This window comes from Aureimonas sp. Leaf324 (assembly GCF_001423245.1).
Classification (GTDB): domain Bacteria; phylum Pseudomonadota; class Alphaproteobacteria; order Rhizobiales; family Rhizobiaceae; genus Aureimonas.
In genome coordinates this window covers 111161-127902 of sequence record NZ_LMOH01000025.1, presented here as the reverse complement: position 1 = coordinate 127902, position 16742 = coordinate 111161, and the positions used below count along the sequence as shown (strand labels likewise).

15 protein-coding genes are annotated in these 16742 nt (G+C 69.5%); 12 read left to right on the top strand and 3 right to left on the bottom strand.

The window, feature by feature from the left end:
* The first annotated feature begins 115 nt into the window (after positions 1-115).
* The 3 genes from ASF65_RS14630 to ASF65_RS14620 all read left to right on the top strand — a co-directional run bounded on the left by ASF65_RS14630 (position 116) and on the right by ASF65_RS14620 (position 3860).
* Positions 116-616: a (2Fe-2S)-binding protein gene (locus ASF65_RS14630; RefSeq protein WP_055890539.1), complete on the top strand. Its 501-nt coding sequence runs from the start codon at positions 116-118 to the stop codon at positions 614-616.
* 75 nt (positions 617-691) lie between these two features.
* Positions 692-3046 (top strand): xanthine dehydrogenase family protein molybdopterin-binding subunit, encoded by a 2355-nt coding sequence (locus tag ASF65_RS14625; RefSeq protein WP_055890537.1) that lies wholly within the window; start codon positions 692-694, stop codon positions 3044-3046.
* 10 nt (positions 3047-3056) lie between these two features.
* Entirely contained in the window at positions 3057-3860 is an 804-nt protein-coding gene (locus ASF65_RS14620) for a xanthine dehydrogenase family protein subunit M (protein ID WP_055890536.1), read from the top strand.
* Positions 3861-3937: 77 nt separating this feature from the next.
* Here the strand turns inward: ASF65_RS14620 and ASF65_RS14615 are convergent, their stop codons facing one another.
* Positions 3938-4378 carry a BA14K family protein gene (locus tag ASF65_RS14615; RefSeq protein ID WP_055890534.1) on the bottom strand — a complete coding sequence of 147 codons (441 nt, stop codon included), beginning with the start codon at positions 4376-4378 and terminating at the stop codon, positions 3938-3940.
* A gap of 203 nt (positions 4379-4581) precedes the next feature.
* Positions 4582-5031, bottom strand: a complete 450-nt coding sequence (locus ASF65_RS14610; RefSeq protein ID WP_055890532.1) for a BA14K family protein — start codon at positions 5029-5031, stop codon at positions 4582-4584.
* A 223-nt stretch (positions 5032-5254) separates the two neighbouring features.
* Between ASF65_RS14610 and ASF65_RS14605 the strand changes: the two genes are divergently transcribed.
* The 5 genes from ASF65_RS14605 (at position 5255) to ASF65_RS14585 (ending at position 11175) form a co-directional block, all read left to right on the top strand.
* Positions 5255-6493, top strand: coding sequence for a putative DNA modification/repair radical SAM protein (locus ASF65_RS14605; RefSeq protein WP_055890530.1), 1239 nt, complete (start codon positions 5255-5257; stop codon positions 6491-6493).
* The gene (locus tag ASF65_RS14600) at positions 6493-7971 is read left to right on the top strand and encodes a UdgX family uracil-DNA binding protein (RefSeq protein ID WP_055890528.1); all 1479 of its coding nucleotides are present in this window, start codon (positions 6493-6495) and stop codon (positions 7969-7971) included. Before ASF65_RS14605 ends, ASF65_RS14600 begins: the two co-directional genes overlap by 1 nt.
* A gap of 276 nt (positions 7972-8247) precedes the next feature.
* Positions 8248-8946 (top strand): D-lyxose/D-mannose family sugar isomerase, encoded by a 699-nt coding sequence (locus tag ASF65_RS14595; RefSeq protein WP_055890526.1) that lies wholly within the window; start codon positions 8248-8250, stop codon positions 8944-8946.
* A 132-nt stretch (positions 8947-9078) separates the two neighbouring features.
* On the top strand, positions 9079-10599 hold the full coding sequence (locus tag ASF65_RS14590; RefSeq protein WP_082505627.1) for an ATP-binding protein: 1521 nt from the start codon (positions 9079-9081) through the stop codon (positions 10597-10599).
* A 51-nt stretch (positions 10600-10650) separates the two neighbouring features.
* Entirely contained in the window at positions 10651-11175 is a 525-nt protein-coding gene (locus tag ASF65_RS14585; RefSeq protein ID WP_055890525.1) for a GNAT family N-acetyltransferase, read from the top strand.
* 3 nt (positions 11176-11178) lie between these two features.
* Here the strand turns inward: ASF65_RS14585 and ASF65_RS14580 are convergent, their stop codons facing one another.
* On the bottom strand, positions 11179-11760 hold the full coding sequence (locus ASF65_RS14580; protein WP_055890523.1) for a DUF2585 family protein: 582 nt from the start codon (positions 11758-11760) through the stop codon (positions 11179-11181).
* Between the two features lie 140 nt (positions 11761-11900).
* Between ASF65_RS14580 and ASF65_RS14575 the strand changes: the two genes are divergently transcribed.
* The 4 genes from ASF65_RS14575 to ASF65_RS14560 are packed head-to-tail and all read left to right on the top strand — an operon-like array spanning position 11901 to position 16738.
* The gene (locus ASF65_RS14575; RefSeq protein ID WP_055890521.1) at positions 11901-13166 is read left to right on the top strand and encodes a glycosyltransferase; all 1266 of its coding nucleotides are present in this window, start codon (positions 11901-11903) and stop codon (positions 13164-13166) included.
* Positions 13163-14326 (top strand): lycopene beta-cyclase CrtY, encoded by a 1164-nt coding sequence (crtY, locus tag ASF65_RS14570; protein ID WP_055890519.1) that lies wholly within the window; start codon positions 13163-13165, stop codon positions 14324-14326. Before ASF65_RS14575 ends, crtY begins: the two co-directional genes overlap by 4 nt.
* Positions 14323-15825, top strand: coding sequence for a phytoene desaturase (locus ASF65_RS14565; protein WP_055890517.1), 1503 nt, complete (start codon positions 14323-14325; stop codon positions 15823-15825). Before crtY ends, ASF65_RS14565 begins: the two co-directional genes overlap by 4 nt.
* Complete coding sequence (locus ASF65_RS14560; protein WP_055890515.1) at positions 15812-16738, top strand: phytoene/squalene synthase family protein; 927 nt, start codon at positions 15812-15814, stop codon at positions 16736-16738. Before ASF65_RS14565 ends, ASF65_RS14560 begins: the two co-directional genes overlap by 14 nt.
* Positions 16739-16742 lie beyond the last annotated feature (4 nt).

Genomic DNA, 16742 nt, shown 5'->3' with positions numbered 1-16742 from the left:
TCTCGGCCTGCCCGACAAGAGAACGCGGCGGCGCCCCATGCGCCCTCGAGCCGCGCGGCGGGCAAGGGCCCCCGGTCTCGGGGCGCTTTGGCAAGGTCGTCTCGGGAGGACGCGTATGACCGAAGTCTCCATGGTGGTGAACGGGCGCAGGATGACGGGCGCGGTCGAGGACCGCACGCTGCTCGTCCAGTTCCTGCGCGAGGGCCTCGGGCTCACCGGCACCCATGTCGGCTGCGACACGTCGCAGTGCGGCGCCTGCGTGGTGCATCTCGACGGGCGGGCGGTGAAGTCCTGCTCGCTGCTCGCGGTGCAGGCCTCGGGGTCCGAGGTGACCACGATCGAGGGCATCGCAAAGGGGCAGGATCTCCATCCGGTGCAGGCGGCGTTCCGCGAGCATCACGGCCTGCAGTGTGGCTACTGCACGCCGGGCATGATCATGACCGCGGTCGACATGATCGCGCGGCACGGCGCCTCGCTCGACGAGAAGACGGTGCGCGACGAGCTCGACGGCAACATCTGCCGCTGCACCGGCTACCACAACATCGTCAAGGCGATCCTGGCCGCCGCCGAAGGCTCGGGCGCTGCCGCCGAGCCGCAGCGCGTTGCGGCCGAATAGGGCCGGCGTCAGGGCCGACCGTTCCGGCACGCCAGGCGCGTGCCGACCTACCAGTTTCGATCTCGGGAGGATCTCATGGGTATCGAGGGCATCGGCGCGCGCGTCCTGCGCAAGGAAGACCGGCGCTTCATCACCGGTCGCGGCCGCTACACGGACGACATGGTCGTCCCCGGCATGAAATACGCCGCCTTCGTCCGCTCGCCGCACGCGCATGCGACGATCCGGGGCATCGACGCCTCGGCCGCGCGCGACATGCCGGGCGTGATCGACGTGCTCGACGGCGAGCAGCTGACGGGCGACGGCATCGGCAACCTGATCTGCGGCTGGGCGGTGACGTCGAAGGACGGCACCGGCATGAAGATGGGCGCCTGGCCGGCGCTCGCTGTCGGCACGGTGCGCCATGTCGGCCAGGCCGTCGCCGTGGTGGTGGCCGAGACGCGGGCGCAGGCGCGCGACGCGGCGGAAGCCGTCGAGGTCGACTACGCGGTGCTGGACGCCGTGGTGGACGGCGCGAGGGCGCTGGAAGCCGGCGCGCCGCAGCTCCACCCGGAGGCGCAGGGCAACCTCTGCTTCGACTGGGAGCTCGGCGACAAGGCCGCGACGGAGGCGGCGTTCGCGAAGGCCGCGCACGTCACGCACCTCGACATCGTCAATAACCGCCTCGTGCCCAACGCGATGGAGCCGCGCGCCGCGCTGGGGCTCTACGACCCGGCCGACGACCACTACACGGTCTGGACGACGTCGCAGAACCCGCACGTCGCGCGGCTCGTGATGAGCGCCTTCTACAACGTTGCCCCCGAGCACAAGCTGCGCGTCATCGCGCCGGATGTCGGCGGCGGCTTCGGCTCCAAGATCTACATCTACCCGGAGGAGATCGTCTGTCTCTGGGCGTCCAAGCGCACCGGCGTTCCCGTGAAATGGACGTCCGACCGCTCCGAAGCCTTCCTGACCGACGCGCACGGGCGCGATCACCAGACGAAGGCGGAGCTCGCCACCGACGAGAACGGCAAGATCACGGCGCTTCGCGTCGACACGATCGCCAATCTCGGCGCCTACATGTCGCTCTTCTCGTCGGCGACGCCGACCTACCTCTACGCGACGCTCCTGTCCGGCCAGTACGACATCCCGGCGATCTACGCCAACGTGAAGGCGGTCTACACCAACACCGTGCCGGTGGACGCCTATCGCGGCGCCGGGCGGCCGGAGGCGACCTACGTGGTCGAACGCTTGGTCGAGACGGCGGCGCGCGAATTGAAGCAGTCGCCGGCCGAGTTCCGCCGCAAGAACTTCATCACGTCCTTCCCGCACCAGACCCCCGTGATCATGAATTACGACACGGGCGACTTCAACGCCTCGCTGGAAGCCAGCATGAAGGCGGCCGATGTCGCGGGCTTCGAGGCCCGGCGCGCGGAGGCCAAGACCAAGGGCAAGCTGCGCGGGCTCGGCATGAGCTGCTATATCGAGGCCTGCGGCATCGCCCCGTCCAAGGCCGTCGGCTCGCTCGGCGCGGGTGTCGGCTTGTGGGAATCGGCCGAGGTGCGGGTCAATCCCGTCGGCACGATCGAGATCCTCACCGGCTCGCACAGCCACGGCCAGGGGCACGAGACCACCTTCGCCCAGCTCGTCTCGCAGCGATTCGGCCTGCCGGTCGACAACGTCCAGGTGATCCACGGCGACACCGACAAGGTGCAGTTCGGCATGGGCACCTACGGCTCGCGCTCGGGCGCGGTCGGCATGTCGGCGATCGCCAAGGCGCTCGACAAGGTGGAGGCCAAGGCCAAAAAGATCGCGGCGCACCTCCTCGAGGCCGCCGACGAGGACATCGTGATCGAGGGCGGCGAGGTAAAGGTCGCGGGGACCGACCGCAAGCTTGCCTGGCACGAGGTCGCGCTCGGCGCCTATACCGGCCACAACCTGCCGGACGGCATGGAGCCGGGCCTGAAGGAGGGCGCGTTCTACGACCCACAGAACTTCACCTTCCCGGCCGGCTGCTACATCTGCGAGGTCGAGGTGGACCCGGAGACCGGCAAGACCGAGATCGTCCAGTTCGTCGCGGCCGACGACTTCGGCACCGTGGTCAACCCGATGATCGTCGAGGGCCAGGTCCATGGCGGCCTCGCTCAAGGGATCGGTCAGGCGCTTCTGGAAGGCGTCCACTACGACGATTCGGGACAGCTCGTGACCGCCTCCTACAACGACTACGCGATGCCCCGCGCCTGGGACCTCCCGATGTTCCAGGTGCTCACCACCGAGACGCCGTGCACCACCAATCCGCTCGGCATCAAGGGCTGCGGCGAGGCGGGCGCGATCGGCTCGCCGCCGGCCGTCATCAACGCCATCACCGATGCGATCGGCAACAACGCGCTGACCATGCCGGCGACGCCGGAAAAGGTCTGGCGTGCGCTGCGCGCCGTGTCGAACCCGGCCTGAGGAGGGACGCATGTACCAGACGCAATACAAGCGTGCCGGATCGCTCGACGAGGCCAAGGCGCTGGTCGGCGCCTCGGGCGGCGAGGGCAAGTACCTGTCGGGCGGCATGACGCTGATCCCGACCATGAAGGCGCGGCTCGCCAGCCCCTCGGCGCTGATCGACCTACGTCACATCGCCGATCTCAAGGGGATCTCGGTCGAGGGACGGCGCGTGCGGATCGGCGGCGGCGTCACCCATGCCGAGGTCGCGGCCTCCAAGGAGATCGAGGCGGTCTGCCCGATCTTCTGCGAGCTTGCCAACCTGATCGGCGATCCCGCCGTGCGCCACATGGGCACGATCGGCGGCGTCGTCGCCAACTTCGACCCGGCGGCCGACTACCCGGCGGCGCTCCTCGCGCTCGGTGGCACGATCCACACCGACCGGCGCGAGATCGGGGCGGACGACTTCTTTCTCGGCCTGTTCGAGACGGCGCTGGAGGAGGACGAGATCGTGACGGGCGTCTCGTTCGAGGCGCCGGACGCAGCGGGCTGGGAGAAGTTCCGCAATCCCGCCTCGCGCTACGCCATGTGCGGCGTCTTCGTCGCCCGGCGCGGTGGCGAGACCCGCGTAGCCGTCACGGGCGCCGGCTCCAACGGCGCCTTCCGCTGGCACGAGGGCGAGGCGGCTCTCTCCGCCCGCTTCGAGCCGGAGGCGCTCGACGGCGTCTCGGTCGACGAGGGCGAGATGATCGGCGATCTCCACGGCTCGTCGGCCTATCGCGCCAATCTCGTGCCGGTCGTCACCAAGCGGGCGGTGCGCTCGGCGCGCGGCTGACGCTTCCCGACCCTGCGAAAGCAAGAAGGGGCGGCCCGGCGGGGCCGCCCCTTTCTCTTATCCGACGGAACGACCCGTCAAAGATTGCAGCGACGCTCGTAGCCGTCGTAGCCGACATAGGTGTCGGTGCGCGGGTCATAGGAGCGGTAGCGCGCGAGGCAACGATCCACATGGCTCGAGCGCGTGTAGGTGCCGTAGTCATCGTAATAGCGGGCCTGGCGCGGCTGATAGTAGCGCGGCGGCGCGGGGATCGTGTCCTCGTAGGACGGCGGCGCGACATAGACCGGGCGCGGCGGCGGCTCGTAGTAGCGCGGCGCGGGCTCGTAGTAGCGGGGCTGCTGCGGTTGCGACAGGGCCGAGCCGAGCAGCGCGCCGGCGGCCAGGCCCACCGCGCCGCCGAGCAGCACGTCGCCCGCGTTGCCCCGGTCGCGATGGCGCCAGGGATCGGCCTGCGCCGCCGGCACGGCGGCGGTCAGGGCGAGGGCAGAGGTTACGAGAGCAAGAAACGTCTTGCGCATGGAAAGCTCCCATCCGGCACCGCCGGTTCGTTCAATGCCGGGCGCTCGCCCGGCTGTCGACGGTGATGAAGCACGATCGCAGATGAACGATAGCTGAACGCGGAAGTTTCCGCCGTGGACCCTTAAATGACGGAAAGGTGCCGATATGCGAAAAGGTGCCGGGCAAGTGCCCGACGCCTTTTCTGCAAAGAGATCGCTGCGGTTTAGAGGTTGCAGTAGCGACGCTCGCCCGCGCTGTTGGCGACGTAGGTGTTGGTGCGCGGGTCGTAGGTGCGGTAGCGCGCGGCGCAACGGGCGGCCTGCGAGCGGCTCACCACGACGCCTTCGCGATAGGCGGGCGCGCGGTTGGCGTTGGCGGCCGCACCCACGGCAGCACCGGCGGCGAAGCCGAAGATCGCGGCAGCGGCGGCATCGCCGCGGTTCCGGTCACGATAGCTCTCGCGGTACCAGCGATTGTAGCGGCGGTCGTCCCAGCGACGGCCGTCACGGCGGAAGTCGCGGCAATCGCGGGCACCGGGGTTGCGGGCGCAGAAGCGCTCGACGAAGCGCTGACGCTCGCGGAAGCTCTGGGCCTCGGCCTGCGGGGCCGAGAAGGTGACGACGCCGGTGGCCAGCACCGCGGCGGCCATGAACGACTGGAACAGCTTACGCATGAAGGGCTTTCTCCCAAGAGTGGCGGTAGCGTCGCGGCTACTGACCGGAGTGACGGACCGCAGGAACCGGGGATCGGTCATCCGGTTCCATCCATGGTCATAAAATGAGCGGCGCAACCTGAACGCGACCTGAACACGTCGAGTTCGAGCGTCCTGGTCGCAGGCGGTGGAAAAGCCGTTGCCATGCATGGCCCGAACGAAGCGGGAACACTATATAAAGAAAATGAGCAAGCCGACCCTGATGCAGAAGCTGGCGATCCTCTCGGACGCCGCCAAGTACGACGCGTCCTGCGCTTCCAGCGGGACATCGAAACGGGATTCGTCGAAGTCCAAGGGCATCGGCTCGACCGAAGGGTCCGGGATTTGCCACGCCTATGCGCCGGACGGGCGGTGCATCTCGCTGCTCAAGATCCTGATGACCAACTTCTGCATCTACGACTGCGTCTACTGCGTGAACCGCTCGTCCTCCAACGTCGCAAGGGCGCGCTTCTCGGTGGAGGAGGTCGTGAAGCTGACGATGGAGTTCTACAAGCGGAACTACATCGAGGGCCTGTTCCTCTCCTCGGGCATCATCCGCAACTCCGACTACACGATGGAGGAGATGGTGCGCATCGCGCGAAAGCTGCGGATGGAAGAGAACTTTTCGGGCTACATCCACCTCAAGACCATCCCCGACGCATCGCCGAAGCTCATCGAGGAGGCCGGGCTCTTCGCCGACCGCCTGTCGATCAACATCGAACTGCCGACCGACATCGCGCTGGAGGCGCTGGCGCCCGAGAAGAAGCCGCGCGACATCAAGCGCTCGATGGGGCACCTCCGGCTCAAGATCGACGAACACAAGGGCGAGGCGAAGGACCGCGCCAAGCCGGCGAAGTTCGCGCCGGGCGGCCAGTCGACGCAGATGATCATCGGCGCCGACGGGGCGAACGACGACCTGATCCTCGGCCGGTCCGAGAACCTCTACGGCAACTACCGGCTGCGCCGTGTCTACTATTCCGCCTTCTCGCCGATCCCGGATGCCTCCTCGCGCCTGCCGCTCGCCAAGCCGCCCCTGATGCGCGAGCACCGCCTCTATCAGGCCGACTGGCTGATGCGCTTCTACGGGTTCGGGCGGGACGAGATCGTCTCGGGCGGCTCGGCCGACGGGATGCTGGATCTCGCCATCGATCCGAAGCTCGCCTGGGCGCTGAAGAACCGCGGGCGTTTCCCGGTCGACGTCAACAAGGCGGATCGCGAGATGCTCCTGCGCGTGCCGGGCTTCGGCGCCAAGGCGGTGGACCGCATCCTCTCGACGCGCCGCCATCGGTCGCTGCGTCTCGACGACGTCGCCCGGCTCTGCCACTCGGTGGAAAAGGTGCGCCCCTTCGTGCAGGCGCTGGACTGGACGCCTGGTGGCCTCACCGACCGGGAGAACCTGCGCGGGCTGGTGGCACCCAAGGCCGAGCAGCTGAGCCTCTTCTGATGTTTCTGGCGCGCCTCGACCACCCGGCGGATTTCGACGGCTGGCGCGAGGCGGCCCGCACCGCGCTGGCGCTCGGTGTGCCGCCGGAGGAGATGGCCTTTGCCGTGGGCGAGGATCCCGCGCCCCTCTTTGCCGAGCCGTTGCCGGACCGCGCTGCTGACGCCGCGCCCTTCAACGTTCCGAAGGCGTTTCCGGACGTCGCGCGCAAGCTCATCTGCCACGCCGACCCTGAGCGCTTCGTCTTCGCCTATCGCCTCCTCTGGCGCCTCCAGTCGGAGAAGAAGCTCCTCGAGATCGTCTCCGACTCCGACACGCGCCGCGCCGTCGAGATGCAGAAGGCGGTCTATCGCGACAGCCACAAGATGAAGGCCTTCGTGCGCTTCCGCGAGATCGAGGACGCCGAGGGCCAACGCCAGTACATCGCCTGGTTCGAGCCCTTCCACCACGTGGTCGAACTCACCGCCCCGTTCTTCGTCAGACGCTTCGCCGGCATGGTCTGGAGCATCCTGACGCCGAAGCGCTCCGTCCACTGGGACGGCGTCGAGATGGTCTTCGCGCCGGGCGCCGACCCCTCCCAGAAGCCCGCCGACGACGACATGGAAGCGCTCTGGCTCACCTACTACGCCTCGATCTTCAATCCGGCGCGCTTGAAGGTGAAGGCGATGCAAGCCGAGATGCCGAAGAAGTACTGGCACAACCTGCCCGAGGCGACCCTGATCGAGCCGCTGATCCGGGGCGCCGAGGCGGCGCAGCGCCGCATGATCGAAACCCAGCCGACGCTCCCGAGTTTCCGCCACGAGAAACAGGCGGAGCGAAACGACATGGCACGCGCGGCATCACAGGCTCCGGCCTTCAACGGCTTCAACAAGCCGCCGGAAGACATCGAGGAGGCCCGCGAGCAGGCGAAGCACTGCAAGGCCTGCCCGCTCTGGGAGCCCGCGACCCAGACCATCTTCGGCAAGGGCCCCGCCGACGCGCCGGTCATCTTCGTCGGCGAGCAGCCGGGCGACCAGGAGGATCTGGCCGGCGAGCCCTTCATCGGCCCCGCCGGCAAGGTCTTCGACGAGGCTCTCGCCGCCGCCGGCATCGACCGCTCCCAAGCCTACGTCACCAATGCCGTGAAGCATTTCAAGTTCGAGCCGCGCGGCAAGCGGCGCATCCACGCCAAGCCCAACATGGGCGAGGTCAAGGTCTGCCGCTGGTGGCTCGAACAGGAGCGCGAGCTCATCAAGCCGAAGCTCATCGTGGCGCTCGGCGCCACCGCCGCCGCGTCCGTCCTCGGCAAGACCGTGACGATCCGCGACACGCGCTCCAAGCTGATCGACCTGCCCGGCGGCACCACCAAGCTCCTCGTCACCGTCCACCCCGCCTACATCCTTCGCCTGCCCGACCCGCAGGCCCAGGCGCGCGAGCGCGAAGCCTTCCACGCCGACATGGACCGCGCCAAAGCCTACGTGCCCGAGATCGCGCTGGGGTGAGGGCGCGGGGGTGGGTTAGCGGGGCTGCCGCCCCGAGCCCCGCTCGGGAAAGAATTCCCGAACCCTTCTTTTCGTTTGTGACCTCTTCCGAGATCGGGACGAGCCGTTGGCCCGTCCCGATCTCGGACAAGCCTCAAATGAGGAGGGGTCCAAGGGGAAATCATTTCCCCTGGCGGGGTGCAGGGGCAGCGCCCCTGCCATCGACGTTGGCACTCTCGCCCCGGCCCCGTCTCGTGCTAGGGCATCGGCAACGAGGGCGTGCCGGAGGAGGGCAGCATGAAGAGATCGCGGGTCAACGAGATCATCCGGCAGAGCGACGAGTTCATCCGGTCGTTCGGCTACGTGATGCCGCCGTTCGCCTATCTCTCGCCAGCCGAGATGCAGGCGCGGCGGGATGATCTTTCGGCGGTCGTGGAGCGGCGGCTCGGCTGGGACATCACGGATTACGGGCGCGGCGACTTCGACAATCTCGGCTTGTTCCTGTTCACGACGCGCAACGGCGACAATGCCGACCTGAAGGCGGGGCGCGGGATGCTCTATGCCGAGAAGATCATGATCTCGCGGAAGGATCAGCTGTCGCCGATGCACCGGCACGATCTCAAGGCCGAGGACATCATCAACCGCGGCGGGGCGACGCTGGCGCTGAAGCTCTACACGGCGGGGCCGGACGGCGAGATCGACAAGTCACTGCCCGTGAATGTCGTCACCGACGGCATGCGGCGCCAGATGAAGGGCGGCGACATCCTGCGCCTGTCGCCGGGCGAGAGCGTGACGCTGATGCCGCGCACCGACTGGCACGCCTTCTGGGGCGAGGGCGGGGACGTCCTGATCGGCGAGGTCTCGACCGTCAACGACGACCTGACCGACAACGTCTTCGCCGAGCCGATCGGGCGCTTCGCCGAGATCGAGGAGGACGAGGCGCCGGTGCACCTTCTCGTGTCCGACTACGACAAGTGGCTGGGCAACCAGCGATAACTGTGGACGCCGGGCGGCGCGGGACTCCTGATCGGACACCCGCTCCGCTAGATTAGGGCTTCCTCGACCATGAACATCGCGGGCCCGTGCGCTGAGCCGTGCGGGACCGTTCGCATTTCGGAGTGAAGCCGTTTGACCAAGGTCGCCGTCGATCTCGGAACGACCGCCACGGGCGAGCCGGCGGAGATGGACCTGGAGGAACTCCTGTCCACGCGCCTTCTGGTGCAGGGCAATTCCGGCTCCGGCAAGTCGCACCTTTTCCGGCGCATCCTGGAGCAGAGCGCCGGCTGGGTGCAGCAGGCGATCATCGATCCGGAGGGCGACTTCGTGTCCTTCTCCGACCGGTTCGGGCATGTCGTGGTGGACGCAGACCGGACGCCCGCCGAACTCGCGCGCATCGCGACGCGCATCCGCCAGCATCGCGCCTCGGTCGTCCTCAACCTCGAAGGGCTGGATGCCGAGGTGCAGATGAACTGCGCTGCCGCCTTCCTGAACGGTCTCTTCGACGCCGACCGGCACCACTGGTTCCCGATGCTGATCGCGGTGGACGAGGCGCAGATCTTCGCGCCCGCGATCGCCGGCGAAGTGGGGGACGAGGCGCGTCGCATCTCGCTCGGCGCGATGACCAACCTCATGTGCCGCGGCCGCAAGCGCGGGCTGGCCGGCATGATCGCGACGCAGCGCCTCGCCAAGCTTGCCAAGAACGTGGCGGCGGAGGCCTCGAACTTCCTGATGGGCCGCACCTTTCTCGACATCGACATGGCGCGCGCGGCCGACCTTCTGGGCATGGACCGGCGGCAGGCCGAGCGCTTCCGCGACCTCGAGCCCGGCCACTTCGTGGCGCTCGGGCCGGCGCTGTCGCGCAAGCCCATTCCGCTGCGCATCGGCCCGGTGGAGACGGCCGGACGCTCGGGCCGCCCGGTGCTGATGGCGCTGCCCGAGGCGAGCCCGGCCGAGATGGCCGATCTCATCTTCACCGCCGGCGCGGACGAGCCGGTCGCCCTGCCGGCGCCGGTTCGGCGCGAGCCGGCGGTGGCGACGCGCGAGCTTCTGGAGCGCGTCTCGGCGCCGCGCTTTGCCGCGCCCGCCCCGCTGGAGGACGAGCCGGAGGAGGACGAGGAGACGCTGGCCGAGCGCCAGGAGCGGATCGATTCCATCTTCACCGAGCTGATGGCCGACCCGGAGGCGGCGTTCCGCCCCGTCCAGACCCTCTATCAGGACTTTCTCACCCATTGCCGGCTGAAGCGGCTGTCGCCGGGTGCGCTCGATCTTGCCGGCTTCCGGCGCAAGCTCGCGCTGGCGCGGGCCGGGGTCGGAGCCGACGGCGAGGACGAGGCCTGGACCGAGGTCGTGGCGCGATCGGAGGAGCTGCCGGAGGACATGCAGGGCGTCTATCTCCTTCTGGCGAAGGCGGCACGCGACGCCGAGCCCTGCCCCGGCGACGAGGTGCTGGCGCGCGCCTACGGCAGCCATTCGCCCTCGCGCGGGCGCTTCCTTCTGACCTGGATGGCCGAGCGCGGCTATATCGCCGCCGAGACGGACTTTCGCGGCAACCGCGTCGTCACCATCGCCGGCAACAACTGGCGCACCGGGGCGGGCAGCGCCAAGCCGCGCGGGCCTGCCGCCGCCCCGCGCCTTCGCCGCGTGAAATGATGCGCGGGTCGAGGGCTCGTCCCCGCCCGTGATCCGTGCCAGAAGGGCCGCATGTTTCCTGACACGCTCTGGACCGAAGACCTGATCCTCCGCCCCATCGCCCTCGGCGACACGGGTGCGATCTTCGACGAGTACGCGCAGGACCCCGAGGTCACGCGTTACCTGACCTGGGCGCCGCACACCTCGGTGCGCGAGACCGAGGAGTTCATCACCGGCTGCATCGCCAGCGAGACGTCGCGCACCTTCACGCTTCTCGGCCGGCGCGACCGGCAGCTGCGCGGGGCGCTGACGATCCGGCGCGACGTGCCGGGACGGATCGGCTTCGGCTACGTCCTGTCGCGCCGATCCTGGAACCAGGGATTGATGACCGAGGCGCTGACCGAGGTCGTCGCCTGGGCGATGAAGCAGCGCGACGTCTGGCGCATCGGCGCCACCTGCGACGTCGACAACGTCGCGTCCGCGCGCGTCATGGAGAAGGCCGGCCTCGATCGCGAGGGGCTGCTCAAGCGCTGGATGGTGCATCCGAACATCGAGGACACCCCGCGCGACTGCTGGATGTTCGCCAAAGCCCGCTGACGCTCAGACCGGCGGCACCGAGACCCCGAGAAGCCGGAGCGTGCCGAGCACGAACCCGTCTCGGATGGCGAGCGCGATGGCGAGTTCGAGGAGGAGCACCAGCGCGATCGTTCCCTTGAGGGGAAGCGCGCGCGCGGCGAGGAAGCCGAGCGCCACGAACACGGTGTCTCCCAGCGCGTTGAAGACGCTGTCGCCGTTGTATTCCGGCGCGCCGACCGCCTGGCCGAACATCGCGATGATCCAGGGCGAGTTCTCCATCGCCTCCCAGACGGCGCTGGAGGCGAGGGCGGTGAGAAGAAGCCAGCTCGTCGGCCAGTGCGGCCGCGCGCGGTGGAGCGCCAGGTAGAGGCCGATGCCGAAGACGACGTGAAGCGCGGAATACCAGTCCGCGAACTGCTGCGAGGACCCCGGCGAGTGCGGGTCGCCGTCCCAAAGGCGGATGGTGCCGCAGTCGCAGACCAGCGGCCGTCCCATCAGGTCCAGGATGGCCGCCATCACGAGGACGATCGAAGCCCCCACGACGATCCGGCCCGCCGGAGTGGACAGAAGCACGTTGGAAGCGCGGGCGGCGGGGCGAGGAGCCATGTCTGTCATGGCGGGTGAACGCGTGGGTTGCTCTCCCGGTTGCGGACGATGCGATGGCCGTCCACAGTCTTCTGCGTCGCCCCGCGGGCGTTTCACGCTATCTGTGATCTCGTCGCCCGCACCAACCTCGGCATACCGCTTTGCATTTCGGTCTCGTCTGCCCTCCGTTTCCGAGCCATGCGCGCGCGTTCGAGGCTCTGGCGCTGGCGCTCGCCCAGCGTGGCCACCGCTCGACCTTCCTGATGAACGCCGGCGTCGGCGAGATGGTGCGTGCCGGTCCTTGGGAGGTCCGCGAGGCGGAGCTCGGCGCAGCGGCCCGTCCGCCGCCGAAGGCCGGGTCCACCGGGCTCCTCGGCATCCTGCGCACGGTGGCGGAGGCGGCGGAGCGCACGCAAGGGCTGGTGTCCGGCGGCGTGTCGGTGTTGCGCGCGGCGGGCGTCGAGGCCCTCGTCGGCGACCAGATGGAGCCGGCGACCGGCCTTCTCGCCACCCATCTCGGCCTGCCCTTCGTGTCGCTCGCCTCGGCGCTGCCGATCGATCCCGACGCGGCCCTCCCGCCGCCCTATCTCGACTGGCCGTTCGACGACAGCGCGGACGGGTTGAAGCGCAACCGGGGCGGGCGCTACGTCGCGGGCCTCCTGATGCGCCGGCAGGCCGAGACGATTCGTCGCTGCGCCGTCTCGCTCGGCCTCCAGCCGCTCGGCGGCATGGAGGACTGGCTGTCGCCGCTCGGCACGATCTCGCAGACGCTGCCGGCCTTCGACTTTCCCTATGGCGGCGCGCGCCGGATCCTCGGCGTCGGCCCCCTGCGATCGCCCGGCGAAGGGCAGGAGCCGCTGCCGTTCGCGCCCGATCCCGCGCGGCCGCTCGTCTTCGCCTCGCTCGGCACGCTGCAGGGGCATCGCGTCGGTTTCTTCCGGGTAGTCGCCGAAGCCTGCCGGCGGCTTGACCTCGGTCTGGTCGTGGCTCATTGCGGACGTCTGACGGCAGGGGAGGCGGCCACCATCGATGCGGATCTCGTGACCGATTTCCTGCCCCAGCGCACCATGCTGCGCGCTTCGAGCGTCTGCGTGACGCATGCCGGTCTGAACACCGCGCTCGACGCGATGGAAGCCGGCGTGCCGGCGCTTGCCATTCCGATCGCCTACGACCAGCCGGGCGTCGCCGCCCGCCTCGTCCACCATGGCGCGGGCCTGAAGCTGTCGCGACGCCGCCTGACGCCGGATGCCGTGGAGCGCGCGCTGACGCGCCTCCTTGCCGAGCCCCGGTTCGGCAGGGAGGCCGCAGCCATCGGCGCGGCGATCGGCGCGGCGGGCGGAGCGACGCGCGCGGCCGAGGCGGTCGAGGCCTGGGTGGCGGAAGCCGGTGGAGCGGCCTGGCCGGCGCGCGCGCGGGAGGTGGCATGAGCCTCGACGCCGATCTTATCCTTCTAGGCGGCGGCCTCGCCAACGGGCTGATCGCCTTTCGCCTCGCGATGCGCCGGCCGGATCTCAAGGTCCTCGTCGTCGAGGGCGGCGAGGCGCTCGGCGGCAACCACACCTGGAGCTTCCACGACGGCGACCTGTCGACCGCCGAACAGGACTGGGTCGCCCCGCTCGTCTCGGCTCGCTGGGCCGACTACGACGTGCGCTTTCCCGGCCGGCGCCGCCGCTTTGCCACCGGCTACGCCTCGGTCTCGTCGGAGCGCTTCCGCGAGGTGATCGCCGCGCGGCTCGGCGAGCGTCTCCTGACCGGCGTTCCGGCGGTGGCGGTGACGCCCAACGCCGTCACGCTCGCCGACCAGCGCACGCTGACCGCGCGCGCCGTGATCGACGGGCGGGGCGCGCGACAGAGCCCGCATCTCGATCTCGGCTTCCAGAAGTTCCTCGGCCAGGAATGGGAGTTCGACCGGCCGCACGGCGTCGAGCGCCCGGTGATCATGGACGCCACCGTGCCTCAGCGCGACGGCTACCGCTTCGTCTATCTCCTGCCCTTCTCGCCGACGCGCCTCCTCGTCGAGGACACCTACTATGCCGACCGCGGCGATCTCGACGTCGCGACCCTGCGCGGGCATCTCGCCGACTATGCCGCGGCGGCGAACTGGGGCGAGGGGCGCCTCGTGCGCGAGGAGCACGGCATCCTGCCGATCGCGCTCGGCGGCGATATCGACGCCCTGATCGCGGCGGCCGGCGGCATGCCGACGGTGGGCCTCGCCCATGCTCTATTCCACCCCACCACCGGCTACTCGCTGCCCGACGCCGTCCATGTCGCCGATCTCGTCTCGCGCGCGCCGGACATCTCGCCCGAAGGTTTGTCGCGTCTTCTCGACGCGCACGCGCGCAACATCTGGTCCGACCGCAGCTATTTCCGCATGCTGAACCGCCTCCTGTTCCAGGCCGGACGGCCGGAGGAGCGCTACCGGATCCTCGAGCATTTCCACCGTCTGCCGGAGGATCTGGTGGCGCGGTTCTATGCCGCACGGCTGGACTTTGGCGACAAGGTGCGCATTCTCGCCGGCAAGCCCCCGGTTCCGGTCCTGAGCGCCCTCCGGGTCCTCGCCGCCCGCCGTCCCAAGGAATCCGCATGAAGCACGTTCCCCCGCCCGCCCGGTCCGCCGTCGTCATCGGTTCGGGCTTCGGCGGACTGGCGCTGGCGATCCGGCTTCAGGCCGCCGGCATCCAGACGGTGCTTCTGGAAAAGCGCGACAAGCCGGGCGGCCGCGCCTACGTCTACGAGGACCAGGGCTTCGTGTTCGACGCCGGACCGACCGTGATCACCGATCCGTCGGCACTGGAGGAATTGTACGAGGCCGCCGGCAAGAAGCTGTCGGACTACGTGACGCTCCTGCCCGTCAGCCCGTTCTACCAGCTCTGCTGGGAGGACGGCTACGCCTTCAACTACGCCAACGACCAGGCCGAGCTCGACCGGCAGATCGGCGCCAAGAGCCCCGAGGACGTCGAAGGCTACCGCCGCTTCCTCGCCTATTCCAGAGCGGTGTTCGAGGAGGGCTACCTCAAGCTCGGCACCGTGCCGTTCCTGCAGTTCCGCGACATGGTGCGCGCCGGGCCGCAGCTCGCCAAGCTCCAGGCCTGGCGCTCGGTCTATGCCAAGGTGTCGGAGTTCATCAAGGACGACCAGCTCCGGCAGGCCTTCTCGTTCCACTCGCTGCTGGTCGGCGGCAACCCCTTCGCGACCTCCTCGATCTATGCCCTGATCCACGCGCTGGAGCGCGAATGGGGCGTCTGGTTCCCGAAGGGCGGCACCGGCGCGCTGATCCAGGGCATGGTGAAGCTCTTCACCGACATCGGCGGGCGGATCGAACTGAACGCGGAGGTGTCGCGCATCGCGGTGGACGGGCGGCGCGCGACCGGCGTCGTGCTGCATGACGGACGCACCTTCGACGCCGATATCGTCGCCTCCAACGCCGACGTCGTCCACACCTACGACAAGCTCCTGCGCGGCACGACGCGCGGTGCCGCGCAGGCCGCCAAGCTGAAGCGCAAGCGCTTCTCGATGTCGCTCTTCGTCCTCTACTTCGGCCTGAAGCGGCACCAGACGCAGCTTCAGCACCACACGGTCCTCTTCGGCGCGCGCTACCGGGCGCTGATCGACGAGATCTTCAAGGGCAAGGAGCTGGCGGGCGACTTCTCGCTCTACCTCCACAGCCCCTGCGCCACCGACCCGTCGCTCGCCCCGCCGGGCATGGGCAGCTACTACGTGCTGTCGCCGGTGCCGCACCTCGGCAACGCCCCGATCGACTGGTCGGTCGAGGGGCCGCGCTATGCCGACCGCATCCTCGACTATCTCGAGGCCCGCTACATGCCGGGCCTGCGCGCCGACCTCGTCACCCAGCGCATCTTCACGCCGAACGACTTCGTCTCGGAACTCAACGCCCATCACGGGTCGGCCTTCTCGCTCGACCCGGTGCTGACGCAGTCCGCCTGGTTCCGCGCGCACAATCGCGACGACTGGATCCCGAACCTCTACTTCGTCGGTGCGGGAACCCATCCCGGCGCGGGCGTGCCCGGCGTCGTCGGCTCGGCCAAGGCGACGGCAGGGCTGATCCTCGGGCATGAGCCAGCCTGACCTCGCGGCCATCTCGGCCGCGTCGATCGCCAAGGGATCAAAGAGCTTCGCCGCCGCCTCGCGCCTCTTCGACCGGGAGACGCGCTCGAGCGTCGTGATGCTCTACGCCTGGTGCCGGCACTGCGACGACGTGGTGGACGGGCAGGAGGCGGGCTCGGCGGCACGCCACCTCGACGAGCGTCCGGCGCACGAGCGGATCGCGGCGCTCCGGGCCGATACGGAGGCCGCCTTCGAGGGGCGCACGCAAGGCCTGCACCCCGCCTTCGCCGCGCTCGCCGAAGTGGTGCGGCGGCACGCCATTCCCCGCACGGACGCCGCCGAGCACCTCGCGGGCTTCGCGATGGACGTCGACGAGGAGCGCTACCGCACCCTCGACGATCTTCTCGTCTACTGCTGGCGGGTGGCGGGCGTCGTCGGCGTGATGATGGCGCGGATCATGGGCGTCCGGGACGAGGCCGTGCTCGATCGCGCGAGCGACCTCGGCCTTGCCTTCCAGCTGACCAACATCGCGCGCGACGTCGTGGACGACGCGGTGGCCGGCCGGGTCTACCTGCCGCTCGACTGGCTAACCCAGGAGGGGCTCGCCATCGCCGATCTCACCGATCCCCGGCGGGCCGAGGCGGTGTTCCGGCTGCGCCGCCGTCTCGTCGAGGCGGCCGAGCCCTACTATGCCTCCGCTCGCATCGGCGTCGGCGCGCTGCCGCGCCGTTCGGCCTGGGCGGTCGGCACGGCGCACGGCATCTATCGGCGCATCGGCCTGAAGCTGGTGGCGATCGGACCCCAGCTGCTGCCCGAGCGCGTGTCCACGACGACGGGTGAGAAGATCGCCGAGATCGGCCGCGGCGCGGCGATGGCGCTGCGGGGCGGCGCCGGGCCGGCGCGCCCGCCGCTTCTGTGGACCCGTCCGCGCTGACGCG